The sequence below is a fragment of the Halomonas sp. MMH1-48 genome, assembly GCF_022348105.1.
Taxonomy (GTDB): domain Bacteria; phylum Pseudomonadota; class Gammaproteobacteria; order Pseudomonadales; family Halomonadaceae; genus Vreelandella; species Vreelandella piezotolerans.
The window spans coordinates 72,226-90,911 of record NZ_JAKRFL010000008.1 but is presented as its reverse complement, the minus strand read 5'-3'; the positions used below and the strand labels follow the sequence as shown (position 1 = coordinate 90,911).

Here is an 18,686-nt window from a genome sequence, read left to right as displayed (position 1 = left end):
ACCAGGAGGTTGATGCGATGCCATTTCTGAATGCAGGCACCGAGCAGGGCACACCGGTCGAGATTTATTACGAGGTTCACGGGGCAGGTAAACCGGTCGTACTGATCCACGGTTGGCCATTGAGTGGGCGCTCCTGGGAGAAGCAGGTACCCGCGTTGGTGGAAGCAGGCTATAAAGTGGTGACCTATGACCGCCGTGGCTTTGGCCGCTCGACGCAAGCGGATGGTGGTTACGATTACGATACACTCGCCTCGGATCTCAAAAAGCTGCTGGACGTGCTGGATCTCAACGATGCGACCCTGGTGGGCTTTTCCATGGGGGGCGGCGAAGTCGCGCGCTATTTGTCGAGCTACGGCACCGAGCGTGTCAGTAAAGCGGTGCTGGCTGCGGCGGTGCCGCCTTATCTGTATAAAACCGACGATAACCCGGAAGGCGGGCTGGACGATGCCACCATCGACCAGTTCCTGCAGGGGGTGCAAGGCGACCGTATCGCGTTCTTGGACGATTTCACCAAGAATTTCTTTACCGCCAACGACAACAGCGACCTGATCAGCGAGCCGAACCGGCTTTACCACCGCGATATCGCGGCGTTCGCCTCGCCTAAGGCGACGTACGACTGTATCAAGGCGTTTAGCTACACCGATTTTCGCCAGGATTTACCCAAGATCGACATTCCGGCGCTGGTCTTACACGGGGATGCTGACGGCATCGTTCCATTTGAAGTGAGCGGCAAACGCGCCGCTGAGCTGCTACCCAACGCGTCGCTAGAGGTGATCGAGGGCGGCCCACACGGGCTGAACGCCACCCATCCCGAGGCATTCAACCAGGCGCTGATCCGGTTTTTGGATCAATAAAGAGCGTCCCTCTCAAACAGCCGCGCCGCCTGGAAAGGCGGTGCGGCTGTTTGCATGGCAGGGTGGCGCTGTAGAAGCATGCGTTTGGCTAGCCTTCCACCCACACCTTATCTCCCTTGAAAGCGACGCGCCAAGTGCGCAGCTTTACCTCATCTTCTTCCAGGCATTGGCCATCCTCTAGGCGGAAGTGCTGTTTGTAGAGTGGCGAGGCCACGACGGGACTGCCTTTGATATCGCCGACGATGCCACGGGCAATCACATGGGCCTTCGAGAAAGGGTCGAAGTGATCCAGGGCATAGAGCTCTTGGGCGTGGCCGGGCAGATAGAACAGCGCCACTTGGGCTGGGCCTGCCGATGTCGTCAGCCATGCGGCGACGCCGGAAAACGCCACGAGGTCTGCTTTGGTGCAGAGCGGTTGCCAAGTAGCGTTGCGGTTCGTTGGTTTGAGTGCGGTGGCGGTCATGGTCATCCTCGATTCGGTGGTCACTGGATTACGCAGGGCGGAGCTGGCCGCGCTCCGACGTCATGATGATGGAGGGGTCGGGCCGCGTATCGTTGACGAAACTTCTAAAGCGCTTGAGCTTTTCGGGGTCGCTGATGGCGTTGGCCCACTCACATTGGTAGCTCTCCACCACGTGCTGCATTTGACGCTCCAGCTCGTCACCTAGGCCTAGGCTATCCTCCAGAATCACTTCTTTGAGGTAGTCGAGGCCACCTTCCAGGTTTTCCCGCCATACCGAGGTGCGCTGTAAGCGGTCGGCCGTACGCACGTAGAACATCAAAAAGCGGTCGATGGTGCGGTAGAGCTGCTCGTCATCCAAATCGGTGGCGAAGAGTTCCGCATGGCGCGGGCGCATGCCGCCGTTGCCGCACACGTAGAGGTTCCAGCCGTTTTCGGTGGCGATGATGCCGATGTCTTTGCTCTGCGCTTCGGCGCACTCCCGGGTACAGCCGGAAACGCCAAACTTGATCTTGTGCGGGGCACGCAGGCCCTTGTAGCGGTTCTCCAATTGAATCGCCATGCCCACGCTGTCCTGCACGCCGTAGCGACACCAGGTACTGCCGACGCAAGATTTCACGGTGCGCAGCGATTTGCCGTAAGCGTGGCCCGTCTCGAAGCCCGCCTCGATCAGTTCGCCCCAAATGGCCGGCAGGTCTTCCAGCCGCGCGCCGAACAGGTCGATGCGCTGCCCGCCGGTAATCTTGGTGTAGAGCTGATATTTCTGGGCCACCTGCCCGAGAACGACCAGTTTATCCGGGGTGATTTCACCGCCGGCAATGCGCGGCACCACCGAATAGGTGCCGTTTTTCTGCATATTGGCCATGAAGGTGTCGTTGGTATCCTGCAGCGGCACGTGGGCGGCATCGGTGATCGGCTCGTTGAAGCAGGAGGCGAGAATCGAGGCCACCGCCGGTTTGCAGATATCGCAGCCTAGTTGGTGCGTCTCGGCGTTGCCGTGCTTCTCCATCAGCTCGCTGAACGTCTTGATGCCTTCGACACGCACGATGTCGTAAAGCCCTTGGCGGGTATGGGCGAAGTGCTCGCAGATCGATGTATCCACCTCGACGCCGCGGGCCTCCAGTTCGTGGTCCACCACGCTTTTGAGCAGCGCCGCGCAGCCGCCGCAGCCGGTGCTGGCTTTGGTCGCGCCTTTGACGCTGCCAAGATACGCCGCGCCCGCGTCGATGGCGCTGCAGATGCTGCCTTTGGTCACGTTGTGGCAGGAGCAAATCATCGCCGTGTCCGGCAGGGCATCCGGCCCCAGGGCTGGGGCGGCACCGCTTTGTTGCGGCAAAATGAGCGATGCGGGTTCCTTAGGCAGCTCGATACCGTTGGCGTAGTACTGCAGCAGCGTGTCATACACACTGTTATCGCCTACCAGCATGGCGCCCAGCAGTTTCTTACCGTCGCCCGTGACGACCAGTTTGCGGTAGACCTGGGTGAGCGGGTCGAGGTAGCGGAACATGCGGGCGCCAGGGTGTTGGTTGCCGTGGGCATCGCCAATGGAGCCGACATCCACACCCAGCAGCTTGAGTTTGGTGCTCATGTCGGCACCGCTAAAACGGTCATCGCCCCCCGTTAGCGTGGCGACGGCCGTTTTGGCCATTTGGTAGCCAGGGGCGACGAGGCCGAAGATACTCTGATTCCACAGCGCTACCTCGCCAATGGCAAGGATGTTCGGGTCGCTGGTGCGGCACTGGTCGTCGATCACCACGCCGCCGCGTTCGCCGATGCTCAAACCGCACTCTCGGGCGAGGCTGTCTTGCGGGCGAATACCGGCGGAGAAGACGATCAGGTCGGTTTCCAGCACCTTGTCGTCTTGGAAGACCATGCGTAGGCGGCTGGTGTCGCCGGGTTCGATACGTTGAGTCGCACGCTCGGTGAGGACCTGAACGCCCAGGGCTTCGATTTTCTCTCTGAGCAGCTCGCCGCCTTCGCTATCCACTTGCATGGGCATCAAACGCGGGGCGAATTCCACCACGGCGGTGTCCAGGTTCAGTCCGCGCAGCGCGTTGGCGGCTTCCAGGCCGAGCAAGCCGCCACCGACCACCACGCCGTTGGTGGCGTTTTTGGCCGCTGCCTGAATGGCATCCAGATCATCCAGGGTGCGGTAGACCAAACAGCCGTCGCTGTCGTTGCCGGGAATGGGCGGTACGAAGGGAAAAGAGCCGGTGGCCAGCACGAGCTGGTTATAGGCGTAGTGGCCTTGTTCGGTCACCACCCGCTGCTGTTCGCGATCGATCGAGGTGACCGCTTCGCCGCTGCGTAGTCGAATGCCGTGGCTGCGGTAGTAATCGGCATCACACAGGGCCAGCGACTGTGCGTCGCGCCCGCTAAAGTACTCGGATAGATGCACCCGGTCGTAAGCGCGATGGCGCTCTTCGCCAAAGATAGTGACGTCAAACCCGGCCAGCGCGCCGCTTTCCACCAGCTGTTCGGCAAAATGGTGGCCGACCATGCCGTTACCTACAATGATCAGCGTTTGTTTGTTGGAAGACGTAGTGGGAGTAGACATTGTGTGATTCACCATAGCTAAGCCGCCTCACGGGGGAGAGATAAAGAGGGTGACGAGGTGTCGAGATGCGCATCGAGCGCCGTTTGGGCATCGGTGGCGCCAAACAGAAGCAGGTGGCGGCACGCGGTTAAATCGGTCGCGGCCAGCGCCTGCTCGAAGTACCAGGGGCCGTGGCGGGTATCGCCATACAGCACCGCGCCGACGAGGCGGCCTTGCTGGAGCAGTAAGCGGCAGTAGTCGCCGGTTTCTGGGTCTTGGTAGCGAAGTTCTTCGTGCTTGGCGGCGGCCTCGGTGGGGCCAAAGGCAAACAGGCTGACACCGCTGACCTTGAGTTTGGTGGCCGTGGGGGCTTCTTGATACGCCGCGGGCGTTTCACCACACAGCACGGCGGCCAGCACGTCCACCTGCCGCCAAATCGGTTCCACCAGCCCGTAAGTGTGCTGCTCGAACTGGCAGCATTCGCCTAGCGCATGGATGTGGGCGTCGGAAGTGGTCAGGTGGCCGTCCACGACGATGGCGCGATCGCAGACGAGTCCACTCTGCTGTCCTAGCTCCGCATTCGGGGTAATGCCCGCCGCCACGATGATGCTATCGGCAGGAAGCTTTCGGCCATCGCTCAGGGTGACCGACTGCACCTGTCCTCGACCGTTATCTTCCAAGGCGGCGAGCGATGCGCCGGTTTCAATGAGGATGCCGCGTTCGCGCAGCGTGGCTTCCAGCAACTGAGCGGCGGTGGTGTCTAGCTGACGGTTCATCAACCGATGACTGCGCTGCAAAACGCTGACGGTGAGCGCGCGTCCGCCCCGTTTGCGCAGCCCTTCGGCGGCTTCCAGCCCAAGCAAGCCGCCGCCAATCACCACGGCGTTGCCGCCTTGCCGAGCAATGGCTTCCAAGGCGCTGACGTCGCGCAGGTCGCGAAACGTGTGAACACCGTCGAGCGTGATGCCGGGCACCGCTGGCAGCGCGGGGCGCGAGCCAGTGGCCAAGACCAAGCGGTCATAGCGTAACGTGTTGCCGCGATGTGTGATGAGCAGGCGGCGTTCGCGGTCGATGGCGGTCACGCGGTCGCCAAGTATCAGCGTGACGTCGTTATCGGCGTACCAGGAGGCGTCTTGCAGAGTGAGCGCCTCGGGCGCCAGTTCGCCTGCCAATAAAGGGGAGAGCAAAATACGGTTATAGGCAGGCACCGGCTCCTCACCCACCACCGTAATGCGGTGGGGGCGCTGGGGATGTCGAACCAGCGCGTCGAGCAGTCGCTGGCTCGCCATGCCGTTACCGATGATGACGAGGTGGTCTGTCTGTGAGCACCGGGAAGCGATTTCCATGGGTAGCTCCTTTGGTTGAAGCATCATGTTCAGCAAATAAAAACGCCCCTGGCACAGCCCTCTCAAGAAGGGAGTGTCAGGGGCGTCGTTGCCCGTTGGCGTCGTCGATAACGCGCAGCAACCGCCGTTGGTTGCCGAACTGTCTTATCCTAGTGGTCAGCAAAAAGCCCGCCAGCTCTTGCCGCAGGTGGATTTAATTCAGCTTAATCAGCGTATTAAGCGTTTTTGAGGATTCGGTGGGCCGCGCATAGTTGAGTGGGCGTGCCCTACTTTGGTGCTTGAGCGACGATTCATGCACCCCCTTTAGCCGCTTATTCGACAAAGAGCATTCCTTTAGCGAGTAATGAAAATACAAGCATGTTTATAAGTTATTGTTTTTATAATATTTAATGGTTTTAAGGCCGAGTGGGCGCAGGGTTTGCATTTGTTCAAGTAACAAGGAACAACGGCTCAGTGCAGGGTCTTTGCTCATAACGATCACAACCATAAATTGCGTCGAACAATACCAACGGCAGCAAATCACTGATGAGTACGGCACCGGGTAAATGGTGCCCCTGAGACAACGGCGTCCAGGCAGGCTTCTTTTGAAGCTGGCTTGGGCGCTTTTTGCTTTTTAACGCGGGAGGAAACTGCCATGCCACAGGTCAATCGGCTCGCCCGAACCACCTGCCCCTACTGCGGCGTCGGCTGCGGCGTGACTGCAACGCTTGAAAGCGGCCAGCTCATTGCCGTCGAGGGGGACCGCGAGCACCCAGCCAACTACGGCCGCCTATGTGTGAAAGGCACCGCGCTGCACGAAACGCTCGGCGCACAGGGGCGCTTGCTGATGCCCCGCGTGGATGGACAGGAGGTCTCCTGGGAGCAAGCACTCACCGTCACCGCCGAACGCTTGCAGGCCCAGCGCACTGCCCATGGCCCGCAGACGGTGGCGGCGTACTTATCCGGCCAGCTGCTGACCGAAGATTATTACGTCGCCAACAAGCTGTTCAAAGGTTTCTTGGGCACCCCGCATTTGGATACCAACTCGCGGCTCTGCATGGCGTCCGCCGTGGCGGGCTATAAACGCGCCTTTGGGGCCGATGCGGTACCCTGCAGCTATGAAGACCTCGAAGAAGCGGAACTGGTGGTGCTGGTGGGGTCCAACCTTGCCTGGAATCATCCGGTGCTCTATCAGCGTTTGAAGATAGCCAAAGAGCGCAACCCGTTGATGCGGGTCGTGGTGATCGACCCCCGCGTGACCGACACTTGTGAAATGGCCGATCTTTACCTGGGTATTCGTCCGGGTAGCGATGCGTACCTGTTCAACGGGCTGCTGGCGTGGATGGACGACCATAACCGATTGGATGCCGTGTACTTAGAACGCCACACCGAGGGGTTAGACGACGCGCTGGGCGCTGCCAAGCAGAGTGCAGGCAGCGTGGAAGCCGTTGCTCGCGAATGTGATGTGGATCCTGAACGCCTGGAAACCTTCTATTACTGGTTTGCCAGCCAGCTTCACGTGGTCACGCTCTACTCTCAGGGGGTGAATCAATCCTCCAGCGGTACCGACAAGTGCAACGCGATCATCAACTGCCATCTAGCGGGCGGAAAAATCGGCCTGCCGGGGGCGGGGCCGTTTTCGATCACCGGCCAGCCCAACGCCATGGGCGGGCGGGAGGTAGGCGGGTTGGCCAATCAGCTGGCGGCGCATATGGATTACCACACCCCGGGCGCGCGTGAGTTGGTTAGCCGCTTCTGGACTACCCAGCACTTAACGCCCGTACTACCGGACGCCCCGGGTTACAAGGCGGTGGAGCTCTTCGATGCCATAGAGCGTGGCGAGATTAGCGCCCTGTGGGTGATGGCCACCAATCCAGCAGTGAGTATGCCGGATGGGGAGAAAGTGCGCCGCGCGCTGGCAAAATGCCCGCTGGTGATCGTCTCGGAGTGCGTCGCCAATACCGACCTGCTGCCCTTTGCGGATATCGTGCTGCCCGCGTCGGGCTGGTCGGAGAAGGATGGCACGGTGACCAACTCGGAGCGGCGCATTTCCCGCCAGCGGGGGTTGCTGCCGGCCCCTGGCGAGGCCAAGCACGACTGGTGGATACTCTGCGAAGTAGCAAAACGCTTAGGGTGGGGCGAAGCCTTCGATTACACCCAGCCATGGGAGATTTTCGATGAGCACGCGCGCCTTTCAGGCTATGAAAATAGCGGCGATACCCAGCGGCTATTCGACATCTCAGGGCTGGCAGGCCTGGGCCAATCGGCTTATGATGCGCTCGCTCCGATCCAGTGGCCCGTGACTCAGCAGGCCCCCCGTGGAACGGCAAGGCTGTTCGAAGATGGCCGGTTTGCGACGCCGAACGGTCGCGCGAAACTGCTGCCGATTACGCCGCGCCCGCCCGCGCAGGCGCTGAGCGACGACTACCCGCTGCGTTTGAATACCGGGCGTATACGGGATCAGTGGCATACTATGACGCGTACCGCCCGTGCGCCGCGCTTGATGAACCACCGCGCCGAACCCTTCATCGAGCTGCACCCGGAGGATGCCGCCCAGGCTGGCTTGACGGATCAAGGCTTGGCGAGGTTGACCGCTGCCGCCGGGGAGTACCGTGGGCGGGTTCGGGTCTCCCACGCCCAACGCCGAGGCGAGGTGTTCGTGCCGATGCACTGGACCGACTGCTTTACCAAGCAGGGGCGCAGCGGCGCATTGATTCAGGGGTATACGGATCCGCTCTCCGGACAGCCGGAAGCCAAACAGGGGGCGGTGGCGGTGAGCAAACTTCCCGCTGCGTGGCAGGCGACGCTGCTGCTCGCCAACGGGTTGGATGCGCCATCGTCGCCGTGGTGTCGCAGCGATTACTGGGCGCGGATCCCGATGGCCAGCTGCACGCGGTGGCAGCTGGCGGATAGTCAGCCGGTCGCGGATTGGCTGGCGCAGGTGGCGGCGTGGTGCGGCGTGCCCGCTTCGCTGTGGTGTGACGACCCGGCAACCGGCAGGCTGCGGGCAGCGGGCGTGGTGAACGGTCGGCTTTGCTGGTGGCTGATGGTGGGCCCCCCCGACGAACTGCCCGGGCTAGCCTGGCTTGAAGCGCGCTTCAATGACGCTACCCTGGAGACACGGCACCGTAGACGCCTGCTGGCCGGATGCGACGATGGCGCTGTCGATACGGGGCCGGTGGTGTGTAGCTGCCACCAGGTCGGCCAAGCCTCTATCGTCAAGGCGATTCATGCAGGCGATACCAGCGTCGAAGCGTTAGGCGCACGATTGGCCTGCGGCACCCAGTGCGGCAGCTGCCTACCCGAACTAAAAGCGATACTCGAAGAGGAGCGGCCTCATGCGCGCGCTAAGCAAACAGCTAACACAGAAGTGGCCTGATGCGCTGTGGCGTCTGGCCCAGCGGGCGTGGGCGCCGTTGAGCCGCGATAACGCCCCACGCTTGCGCTTGCCGCTCAGCGGTGCCTGCCAGCCAGGCACCGTCTATTTGGTCGGCGCGGGTAGCGGCGATGTCGAATTGCTGACGCTCAAAGCCGCGCGACTGCTGATGCAGGCAGACGCGGTCGTGTATGACCGCCTAGTTGGGGACGACGTGTTGGGGCTCGTTCCGCCGGGCACCGAGCGCTACTACGTCGGCAAAGCCAGCGGGCATCACAGCATGCCCCAAGCGGAGATCGGTGCGCTGATCGTCTCCCTGGCCCAGGCAGGCAAGTCGGTGGTGCGGTTGAAGGGCGGCGATCCCGGCGTCTTCGGGCGTATGGGCGAAGAGCTTGCAGCCCTGGCAGAGGCGGGGCTGCCCGCCGAGATCGTGCCGGGCATTACCGCCGCCTCCGCCGCAGCGGCGGGGATGGGGATTCCGCTCACCGATCGCGGCCACGCCCAGCAGGTGCGTTTCATTACGGCGCAGCTATGCCGGGAAGGCGGGATGCCGGACTGGGCGTCGCTGGCGCGTCAGGACGAGACCCTGGTGTTCTACATGGGGCTTTCCAAAGTGGCGGCCATTTGCCATGGCTTGCGCCAAGCGGGTCTGCCCGATACGTGGCCCGTCATGCTGGTAGCCAACGCCAGCCAGCCCGAGCAGCAGTCACTGGTGGGCACGCTTTCCGACATACCCGAACGCCTCGCTGCTCGGCCGCTGCCATCGCCTTGCCTAATCATGGTGGGCAGCGTGGTGAGCATGGTGGCCCACAGCCCCGCCGCTCGACTCTCTCAAACGCAGTGCTGAAAGCAGCGTTGATAGCCGAGTCGTGTTCTTTTGCGAAGCGTTTAAAACGCTGGGGTTGAAGTCTTCAAAGGCTCTCCCCATATTCGTTAACATGCTATCAACAAGGCCGTGGAGAGGAGAGTCAGGAGTGCACGACGATGTCTCTAAGCGCGATGTTGGCCAGCAGCAGTACGGTCGGCCATTCGGCATCTCATGGGGCTTGTTGAAAACTACCGTGCTGGCAGGAACCGATGGCGACGCGAATGTTCATAGGAGCGAAGGCTTCCACTGCCCGGTTAAGCGTCTCTTAATAAACCAGGAGTATTCTATGAAAAAACACAAGGTTGGCGAAAACGCGCTCAAAGCGCAGTTACGTACCCCTATGTTCAAAATGCAGCAGCAAACGCCGAAGAAAGGGAAGGGCAGCTACTCTCGTAAAGGGCGTCATGCTCAAAGAGGGCATCGCCAAGCCGCTTGAACCAGCGTTTTGGCGATGCCTTCCCCAGGCATCGCTGCAGGCAATTTGCCAGTCTGCAGACTCTCATCAGCTTTTGGCCGACCGCTAGGTCGGCTTTTTTTAATTGGCGACTCGCTGTTCGACGGCAGAGGTGCTGCACACCTCCATACGGTAACCCGACTGATACACGCTGCGCAGGCGCAGCCCATGGCGACCATCTAGCTCCAATTTCCGGCGAAGACGGCTGACATGGGTATCTACCGTTCGTGTCGATACGTCACCTTTAATGCCCCAAACCAGCTCCAGCAAATGTGCACGGCTCAACAGCTCACCCACTTTGGAAAAAAACAGCGTGGCTAGGCGATATTCCCGCTCGGTTAGCTCCACGGCGTGACCGTCGACTTTGATCGTGTGCTCGTCGGTGTTGATCGCAAAAGCGCGCGGGCAGGAAACGGAGGGGCGGGGCGTATCGTAGCCGGCTCGACGGCCCAGTGCGCTAATGCGGGCTAAAAACTCTTTGGGGCGCAGCGGCTTCGCCAGAAAATCATCGGCGCCTTGTTCCAGTGCTTTAACGACGTCGTCTTCACCTTGGCTGGCGGTAATAAATAGAATGGGGCCACGCCAGCCGTCGTTTTGACGAAGGTGGCTTACCACGTCCATGCCGCACCCATCGGGCAGTCGCCAGTCGATAATCAGAAAGTCGAAGCGCTGCTCTTGCGTGGCGCGCCTGAGCTCACTTGCCCTAGCAAAAAGAGAGACCTGATGCCCTGCTGATAGCAAACACTGCTCAATAAATGCCTGTTGGTCGAGATCATCTTCCAGCACACCGATATGCATAGTGAGTTACCTATTTTTATCGTGTGATCAACCTCACACCATGGATGGAAAACTCATGCGTTAATTCTAGTTTAGGTAGGGGGAACGACACAAAGGTTTACAGTTAACGCTTAAGTCGTAGCGCTATACTTCGTTCATCATTTAGGAGGTATAAAATGGCTAAGCGTCTGATTAATAAAACTCTTCTCATTTTAGTGGGGACATGTGTCTTCAACGCTGCGCAAGCCCTCGATGCGCCTACTGGCACGGTGATTTTAGAAGTGGCGGGCAACATTTCCCAAACTAACGTCGGTGACGAAGCACATTTCGATAAAGCTATGCTGGAAGCATTGACGCAGCGTACCACGAACACTAGCACGCCTTGGCACGATGGGGTGGTGAGCTTTGAAGGGCCGTTGGGAAGGGCGTTATTGGAAGCTGTGGGGGCCGATGGCGAGCAGCTCAACGTCGTGGCGCTCAACGACTACTCCTCTAAGGTGCCGGTTAGCGATTTTTATGATCATGAAGTCATTTTAGCGATGCGCGCCGATGGGCAGCCATTGAGAGTGCGCGATCATGGGCCGCTGTTCATCATTTATCCCTTCGATGAAACTCCTGCGCTGTTGAACGAAGAAGTCCTTACACGCTCGGTTTGGCAAATCAAGCGGATCGAGGTCGAGTAGTCGTCGCGACGTCTAGGTAAAGACCATGTTGCCTGTCTTGAAACACTACTTTTCGCGTCGTGTGAGGGTCGCGACGTTTTCAGCGATCCTCTTTTTTCTGTCGGCCATCATCACAGGCGGCGTGATTTTCCAGCGGCAACACGCCATCGAAAATCGGTTACTGGAAAACCTCGTATGGACGGGGTATCAGTTCGATAGGGAAGTGCGCGAGTTTCATTTGTTGCTGGTGGATAACCAAGTAGGCAGTGCGACGGCAGAAGACCTATTGCTACGCTTTGAAATACTGTTTAGTCGGAAAACGCTCTTCCAGCAGGGAGAGATAAATTTGGCGGTGTCTAAAATCGAGGGCGTCAATGCACTGGTCGAAAAAGCCGCCGCCGTGATTGATGACATCGACCGATTGATCGAGCCCCTTTGGGAGGATTCAAGCCGTTTAAATGACGAGATGATCCGTCGGGCAATCGACCATACGGTCCGTCTGCAACAAATGACAGGCTCTATCTTAATCGATACCAATGCGAGCGTTGCGCGACTGCGCACGTTAGAGCGGGAAAAGATGACCCAGCTTTATGGGTTAGCTTTGATCCTTCTGCTCTCGCTCATGTTATCGGGCGGTCTGCTAGTTCGCGCCCTGCTCATCGAAGGCAAAATCAGTATTCGCAAGGCCCAAGCGCTAGAGGTGAAGAGCCGAGAGCTAAAAGAGACGGCCAAGCGCGCTGAAATCGCCAGCCAAGCCAAATCCCAGTTCATGGCGGTAATGAGCCATGAGATTCGTACACCCCTCAACGGCGTGGTCGGCATGGCCGATCTGCTGAGTGAAGAAGTGCATTCACCCCGAGGTTACGCGTATTTGTCGGCACTCAAACGCAGTGCCGAGAGTTTGCGCGCCGTGATCAACGATATTCTGGATTACACCAAAATCGAGAGCGGTCGGCTCGATTTGGACGCTCGCCCCTTCGATCTCCATGAGTGTATCGAAGCGCTCTGTACGGGGTATGTGCTGCAAGAGAAGAGTAAGCCGGTCGTGTTCAATTACTCCATCGACCCCTCGCTGCCACGCTTCGTAATGGGCGACATTGCTCGCCTTCGCCAAGTCATCATGAACCTGATCAACAATGCGCTGAAATTTACCGAGGAGGGCTCCGTGACGTTTCATGCGGCACCGGGGGAGGGGCATGACGTACTGTTCGAGGTCCAAGACACGGGATGCGGTATCGATGCAGAAGATCAAGCAAGACTGTTCTGCGCTTTTTCACAAGTAGATACGTCGATCGCGCGCCGTCACGAAGGCACGGGGCTTGGATTAGCTATCTGCAAACGGCTCGTTCATGCCATGGAGGGCGAGATCGGTGTCGCCAGCCAAGTAGGTTTGGGCAGCCGCTTCTGGTTTTCGGTCGCGCTACCGGCAACAGAGGGTTTGGAGGTCTATCATCGCAGCGAACAGCAAGCCACGCTGGTGGACGATCATCATATCCTGGTCGTGGAAGATAACCCGATCAACCAGACAGTGGCGAAAGTCATGCTGGAACAGCTCGGGCAGCGTGTCACGATTGCCGAGAATGGCCAGTCAGCGTTGCAGCAACTTCAAGAGGAGTATGCACTCATCGATCTCGTGTTGATGGATATGCAGATGCCGGTGTTGGATGGCCCTGACACGACGCTGCGCTGGCGGGCCTTCGAAAAGGAGAATGCTCTGCCGAGGCTTCCCATCGTGGCCATGACGGCCAACGTCATGCCCGAGCACCGTGAGCGCTGCTTCGAAAGCGGCATGGATGACATGATCAACAAACCGTTCACGCGAGAAGAACTGTATCAGCTGATTAGCCGCTTTGTTCCCAGCGCTAACGTCAGCATTGGGCGTCTTGAACGACATGGCAGCGACGTCAGCGAGCAAAAGGGCGCAGCAGTTTCCTTTGTAAGTGAGCGTGGTGTGCTGGACCTGCTAGATCGCAAAATATGTGCTGAGCTGCAGGAAGCGTTTGACTCGGTATCACTCAACGCGCTGCTGAACGCCTTTCTAGCTCGCTTAGAGGAGCGTTTGATTCGGCTTCGCGCATGTTGGCTTGCAGGGGACCATGAGTCATTACGTAAAGAGGCACACTCCCTCAAAGGGGCCGCCGCCTCACTGGGCTGTGCTGCGATTGCTGAACAAGCCGCTCTTTTGGAAAAAGGCGCTCACCAGGAGAGTGATGCATCGATCGTGGGATTTTTAGATACGTTGGAAGCGCTGAAATTCACCACGCAGCAAGCCTTGTTGGATCATGGTTTGATAGCCATATAGGAACTGCCGCTTCCAGAGTTGATTCAACGTCGCTTTGAAAGCAGCCGCTACATATTCGGTGGGTGAGGACGAAGCGCTTTAGGCCACCATCGTTTGGTGCCCTAACCACTTCTCGAACTGAGTGGGGGCAAGAGGGCGAGAGATGAAATAGCCTTGACCAACCGGACACTTTGCCTTGGTGAGTAGTGTCTGCTGCTCCGCGTTTTCGATGCCTTCGGCCACGACACTCATTCCCAAACGCGCGCCTAGCTCGACGATGGAGAGCGTAATTGCCTGAGCGTTGGGCTCGCTGTCGATGAAAGAAACGAAACTTCGATCGAGTTTTAATTCATCGAACGGTAATCGGTAGAGCTGGGTCAGCGAAGAGTATCCGGTACCGAAGTCGTCTAGGGCTAACTTGCACCCTCGTTTGCGCAGTTCGTCCAAAATGTGTCGAGCATACCCCAGACACTCTACGCCTACCGACTCCGTCAGCTCCAATGTGACCTTTGTCATATCGATAGGGTATTTGCCACAGAGCGTGTCGAACATGGACAGCATGTTTTCGGCTTTGATGAACGCGGCCGGCACATTGACGGCGATGCTCAGCGGCAGCCCCCGAGCGTGCCAATCGGCCAGCTGTGCAAAAGCGAGCTCTAGAATACACCACGTCAGGGGTACCATCAGCCCGCTTTTTTCAGCGAGAGGAATGAAGCTGTCGGGATAAATCGTTCCGCGCGTTGGATCTTCCCAGCGCACCAACGCTTCAGCCCCCACGACGATGCCAGTTGCCAGTGAGAGCTTAGGCTGCAGCGCAAGGCAAATATGCTGCTGCTTGATGGCCTGGGCTAATTCCCCCACCGAGGGTGGTTTCGGCGACGCCTCTATCTGTTCGATAAAGTCGCCAAGCCCGGTCATGAGCTTCGCTTTGGGGAGGAACCCCAACATCTTTAGCCCTTTGGCTTTACCTTCGGCAATCGCATGGGCGGCCGTTTCGTCCGAACAACTGCTCAGCAGCAAGATAGGGGCAAGAATCTTGAGATCATAGAGATAGTCGAGAATATCCAGCCCGGTAAAGTCACCCAAGCCAAAATCGAGCACGATTAGATGCGTGTTGAGAAGGCCAGGTTGGCGCGCCAGTTCTCCTAGACAACCGGCGGTGGCGACATCAAACCCATGTCGGCTCAGCAGCATTTTTCCAAGCAACTGTATATCGACGTCATCATCGATCACTAACGCACTGGGAGGCATGATGTGTCCTTGCATATAAGAAGCGTTTGTAGGGCAGTGGTGTAGTGCTGCTCAACAAACGCATGGCCAGTCCCGGCAGTGCAAAAGCGCCTTCGGGGGCCAGGGGAGAAACCCGAAGACGCATGGAAACGCCGTTAATTCAAACGAGAAGTATCATTGATGACATTAGAAAGACTCCCATTGAGGGGCTGGGCGACTCACTAAATTCTTAGGCACTGTAGTTGATAAAGGTAGTGTGCGTTTCATTGTTTGATCAAGTAAAGCTTGACGCTTCGAATCAACGTTCGAATCACTGTGGCTCAATTTGAAGGAGCCCACCAGCGTACTGAGTCGATCTGCCTGCTCGCGCAGTTCCGCAGCGGCAGCGCTAGACTCCTCCACCATCGATGCATTGTGCTGCGTCATGCTATCGAGTTCGTTCACCGCGTCATTGACTTGACCAATGCCCACGCTTTGCTCTTTTGCCCCGGCACTGATTTCTGCCACCACATCGGCAACCCGCTCGATGCTTTGCATCATGCTGTGCAGCGTGTCGCTGGCGGCTTTTACTTGCGAGACGCCGGAGTGGGTGCGTTCCGCCGACGTGCTAATGAGCTCGGAAATGCTCTTCGACGCTTCACTCGTGCGGCTTGCCAGGATGCGTACCTCTTGTGCCACCACGGCAAAGCCTCTGCCATGCTCTCCTGCTCTGGCTGCTTCGACCGAGGCGTTGAGAGCCAATATATTGGTTTGAAAGGCAATGCTTTCGATCATGGTGACGATGTCACTGATCTGGCCGGACGACTCGCTAATGCTGCCCATGGTTTTCTGAACGCCCTGCATGGCATTCAAACCTTGATGGGCAATGTCTCGGGTCGATAGCGCTAGCTGGTTCGCTTGCTGGGCAGCGTCGGATGCGTTATTCACTACGGCGGCAATTTGCTCCATGGAGGCAGACGTCTGTTGTAAGTTTGCAGCCGCTTGCTCGGTACGTGTGGCCAGTTCTTGGCTGCCTTTAGCGATTTCCGTTGACGCGTGCTGTAAGCTAATCGTGCTGCTGCTGACGGATTGCAGGGTCTCATCGATACGCTGGATAAAGGCGTTGAACGCTACCGCCAGTTCTCCCAGCTCATCTTTACGCTGATTATGAATACGCGCGGTTAAATCGCCATCGCCATCGGTAATTTCTTTAATTCGGAAGCTCACTTGTCGTATCGCTTTAGACATCAATTTAGGGCCGATGAAAGCAATCAATAAGACAACTAAAAAGACGATGCCCGAAAAAGCGAGTGTCGCTGTTTGTTGAGCTTTGATTCTATTTAATACGGTCGTTTCTGCCTCTATTGTTGCCCGTTCAATGCTTTGGTCAGAGATGTCGTACAGTTCGCGAAGGCGCTCGAAACTCTCGAGGGAGCTACCCGATAATGCAGTTAAAGCGGCTTCGATATTTCCCGCATTATATAATTCAAAGACCCGTTGGCTCTCCACCCTCCAGCTGTCATAAAGAGGTTCAAAGTTTTGCAGGTGTTCTGTGAGTAAAGGGTAGTTTTGCATTTTCTGAGCATACACTTGCATTCTGTCATAGGCTTGTTGTGCATTCTCTTCATAGCTTGCAAGCAGTTCAGTACTTTTTTCGGAGCTCGGCTCCGTCAATACGTATTCCATTTGCGCTACACGCGCTTGGTATAAGTCGCGATCGGCATTGAGCGTCGCCGACATGGCAGGAATGTAGTTTTCGATAAACGTATTGAGTCGGCCTTTGACCATGTTGACGAGCATCGCATCGGCAATGACGACCGCTAAGAGCGATAAAGCGACAACGATAAAAGCAGCCGCGTATTTAAAGCTGATTTTGTGAATGGTTTTCATTTTGCAGCACCCCCGTGCCTTTTTTGGGATGCTTCAACTATACGATTAGATAAAAGGGCTGGCGATAACGGACAAGCCGGTGTCACTATTGTTTACGTTTGAACAATGGCTCGGGGTAAAGTGTGAATATTTGTCATTGATACCCTTCTGCCTGCAAACGAAACAGCGCCGCATAGCGCCCGTTCGTCTCCATGAGCGTGTCATGGGTACCGCGCTCGATGATGCGCCCTTGGTCGATGACGATGATGTGGTCGGCGCTGCGGACGGTCGAGAAACGATGGGAGATCAGAATCGTCATCTTGTCGCGGCTGTGATCACGAAAGCGGGCAAAGACATCCGCCTCTGCGGCGGCATCCATCGCGGCGGTGGGCTCGTCCAGTACCAGTATATCGGCCTCTTTGCGCATGTAAGCGCGGGATAGTGCTACTTTCTGCCACTGTCCGCCCGAGAGCTCTTGGCCATTTTTGAACCAGCGTCCAAGCTGGGTGTGGTAGCCATCGGGCATGCGTGCGATGAAACCATCGGCTAGGCCATCTTTGGCGGCCTGTTGCCAGCGCTGTTGATCATCGAAGGCCGCGATGTCTCCTACCCCAAGGTTTTCACCCACGCTTAGCTGGTAACGTACGAAATCTTGAAAAATGACCCCCACTCTTGCTCTGAGCGTTTGGGTATCCCAGTCGTTGAGATCGCTGCCATCCAGCAAGATGCGTCCCCGGGTCGGTCGGTAAAGCCGCGTCAATAGTTTGATCAGCGTAGTTTTGCCCGAGCCATTTTCGCCCACCAAGGCAAGGCTACTGCCGGGAGGGATATGCAACGAAATATCATGCAACACGTCATGGCCACCGGGGTAGGCAAAGCTCACCTGCTCGAAACGTAGACCGTCGCCCTGCACGGCACCTTGGGTCACATGGCCAGCGTCGGCCTCGGTGGGCTGTTCCAGGTATTCATACAAGTTGGAAAGGTAGAGGTTATCTTCGTACATGCCGCTAACGGCGGTGAGGCTGGCCGACAGCGCACTTTGGCCTTGCTTGAAAACCATTAAGTACATGGTCATCTGCCCGAGTGTTAGCGCGCCGATAACGGTTTCGACGACGACCCAACCATAGGCCGCGTAGAACGTTAGCGTTCCGAGTAGGCCCAGCACGAAGCCCCAGCTTTCACGGCGCAACGTCAAGCGGCGGTCTTCGCCATAGAGCTGATGAAAAATATCCCGGTAGCGCTGCAGGAAACGCGACTCCAAACCGAATAGTTTGACCTCTTTGATGCTATCCTCTCGGGCCAGTACGGTTTCTAGGTACATCTGCATGCGGGTTTGCGGTGAACGCCAGCGAAATAGTCGGAAAGCATCGCCAGAGAATTTCGCTTCGGAGAAAAATACCGGTAGCGCGCCCACCACTAAGATCAGTAGCGCCCAGGGTGAAAACTGCACCAGTAGAAAAGCAAAGCTGCCAAGTGAAATGGCATTCTGCAGCAGCCCAAAGGTTTTATTGACCAATGCCAGTGGGCGGGTCGAGGCCTCTCTCCGAGCCCGAGTGAGCTGGTCGTAAAGCTCTGAGTCTTCAAACTGGCTAAGCGATAGGGTGCCCGCTTTTTCCAGAATCATGACGTTCACTTTCTGACCGAGCAATGCCCTTAACAGCGACTGTTGGGCCGAGAGACCACGCTGGGCTAACGCCATCAACGCAATGATAGCGCCTTCGAGCGCTACTAGGCCCAGTACCGGCATTAGCGTTACCCATACATCCGGTTGACGGGCCGCCTCATAACTCTCCATGGCCGCCAACACGCCATCGACGATCAGTTGACCCACATAGGCGGCCACCGCGGGCAGCACGCCTGCCACCAGCGTACAAAGCGCCAAGCCCAGCATCATCCAGCGTGAGGTTTCCCATACCAGAAACAGAGCACGGCGACTGTAGCGAAACACGCTGAAAAAGCGATTAAATGGGGAGGCAGAAGAAGGAGAGTACGGCATCGTGGCGTAGCAGCATCAA

General features: G+C 57.8%; 13 protein-coding genes. 6 read left to right on the top strand and 7 right to left on the bottom strand.

Features of this window, described 5'->3' with window-relative positions:
• Positions 1-17 precede the first annotated feature (17 nt).
• The gene (locus MHM37_RS09510) at positions 18-854 is read left to right on the top strand and encodes an alpha/beta hydrolase (protein ID WP_058578652.1); all 837 of its coding nucleotides are present in this window, start codon (positions 18-20) and stop codon (positions 852-854) included.
• Between the two features lie 88 nt (positions 855-942).
• On the opposite strand, the gene nirD is transcribed toward MHM37_RS09510, so the two are convergent.
• From nirD to MHM37_RS09495, 3 genes are read right to left on the bottom strand one after another with little or no spacing between them, the layout of a single operon-like run.
• The gene (nirD, locus tag MHM37_RS09505; protein ID WP_153842204.1) at positions 943-1,317 is read right to left on the bottom strand and encodes a nitrite reductase small subunit NirD; all 375 of its coding nucleotides are present in this window, start codon (positions 1,315-1,317) and stop codon (positions 943-945) included.
• Between the two features lie 28 nt (positions 1,318-1,345).
• Positions 1,346-3,871, bottom strand: coding sequence for a nitrite reductase large subunit NirB (gene nirB / locus MHM37_RS09500; protein ID WP_239296458.1), 2,526 nt, complete (start codon positions 3,869-3,871; stop codon positions 1,346-1,348).
• Positions 3,872-3,888: 17 nt separating this feature from the next.
• The gene (locus MHM37_RS09495) at positions 3,889-5,196 is read right to left on the bottom strand and encodes an FAD-dependent oxidoreductase (RefSeq protein WP_139525227.1); all 1,308 of its coding nucleotides are present in this window, start codon (positions 5,194-5,196) and stop codon (positions 3,889-3,891) included.
• 634 nt (positions 5,197-5,830) lie between these two features.
• On the opposite strand from MHM37_RS09495, the gene MHM37_RS09490 reads away from it, so the two are divergent.
• From MHM37_RS09490 to arfA, 3 genes are all read left to right on the top strand, one after another.
• Positions 5,831-8,554, top strand: coding sequence for a nitrate reductase (locus tag MHM37_RS09490; RefSeq protein WP_239296457.1), 2,724 nt, complete (start codon positions 5,831-5,833; stop codon positions 8,552-8,554).
• Positions 8,514-9,398: a uroporphyrinogen-III C-methyltransferase gene (cobA, locus tag MHM37_RS09485; RefSeq protein ID WP_139525229.1), complete on the top strand. Its 885-nt coding sequence runs from the start codon at positions 8,514-8,516 to the stop codon at positions 9,396-9,398. The genes MHM37_RS09490 and cobA overlap by 41 nt, the downstream gene beginning before the upstream one ends.
• A 127-nt stretch (positions 9,399-9,525) precedes the next feature.
• Entirely contained in the window at positions 9,526-9,855 is a 330-nt protein-coding gene (gene arfA / locus MHM37_RS17180; RefSeq protein WP_239296456.1) for an alternative ribosome rescue factor ArfA, read from the top strand.
• Positions 9,856-9,954: 99 nt separating this feature from the next.
• Here arfA and MHM37_RS09475 read toward each other — a convergent pair whose 3' ends face one another.
• Positions 9,955-10,671 (bottom strand): response regulator transcription factor, encoded by a 717-nt coding sequence (locus MHM37_RS09475; RefSeq protein ID WP_139525230.1) that lies wholly within the window; start codon positions 10,669-10,671, stop codon positions 9,955-9,957.
• A 155-nt stretch (positions 10,672-10,826) separates the two neighbouring features.
• Between MHM37_RS09475 and MHM37_RS09470 the strand changes: the two genes are divergently transcribed.
• Both MHM37_RS09470 and MHM37_RS09465 read left to right on the top strand, forming a co-directional pair.
• A complete protein-coding gene (locus MHM37_RS09470) occupies positions 10,827-11,333 on the top strand; it encodes a molybdopterin-dependent oxidoreductase (protein WP_239296455.1) in 507 nt (168 codons plus the stop codon).
• A 25-nt stretch (positions 11,334-11,358) separates the two neighbouring features.
• Positions 11,359-13,614, top strand: a complete 2,256-nt coding sequence (locus MHM37_RS09465) for an ATP-binding protein (RefSeq protein WP_239296454.1) — start codon at positions 11,359-11,361, stop codon at positions 13,612-13,614.
• Positions 13,615-13,692: 78 nt separating this feature from the next.
• Here the strand turns inward: MHM37_RS09465 and MHM37_RS09460 are convergent, their stop codons facing one another.
• From MHM37_RS09460 to MHM37_RS09450, 3 genes are all read right to left on the bottom strand, one after another.
• Positions 13,693-14,844, bottom strand: coding sequence for an EAL domain-containing response regulator (locus MHM37_RS09460; protein ID WP_153842208.1), 1,152 nt, complete (start codon positions 14,842-14,844; stop codon positions 13,693-13,695).
• A 165-nt stretch (positions 14,845-15,009) separates the two neighbouring features.
• Entirely contained in the window at positions 15,010-16,692 is a 1,683-nt protein-coding gene (locus tag MHM37_RS09455) for a methyl-accepting chemotaxis protein (protein WP_153842209.1), read from the bottom strand.
• Between the two features lie 133 nt (positions 16,693-16,825).
• Positions 16,826-18,667 (bottom strand): ABC transporter ATP-binding protein, encoded by a 1,842-nt coding sequence (locus MHM37_RS09450; protein WP_219862998.1) that lies wholly within the window; start codon positions 18,665-18,667, stop codon positions 16,826-16,828.
• Between the last annotated feature and the right edge of the window lie 19 nt (positions 18,668-18,686).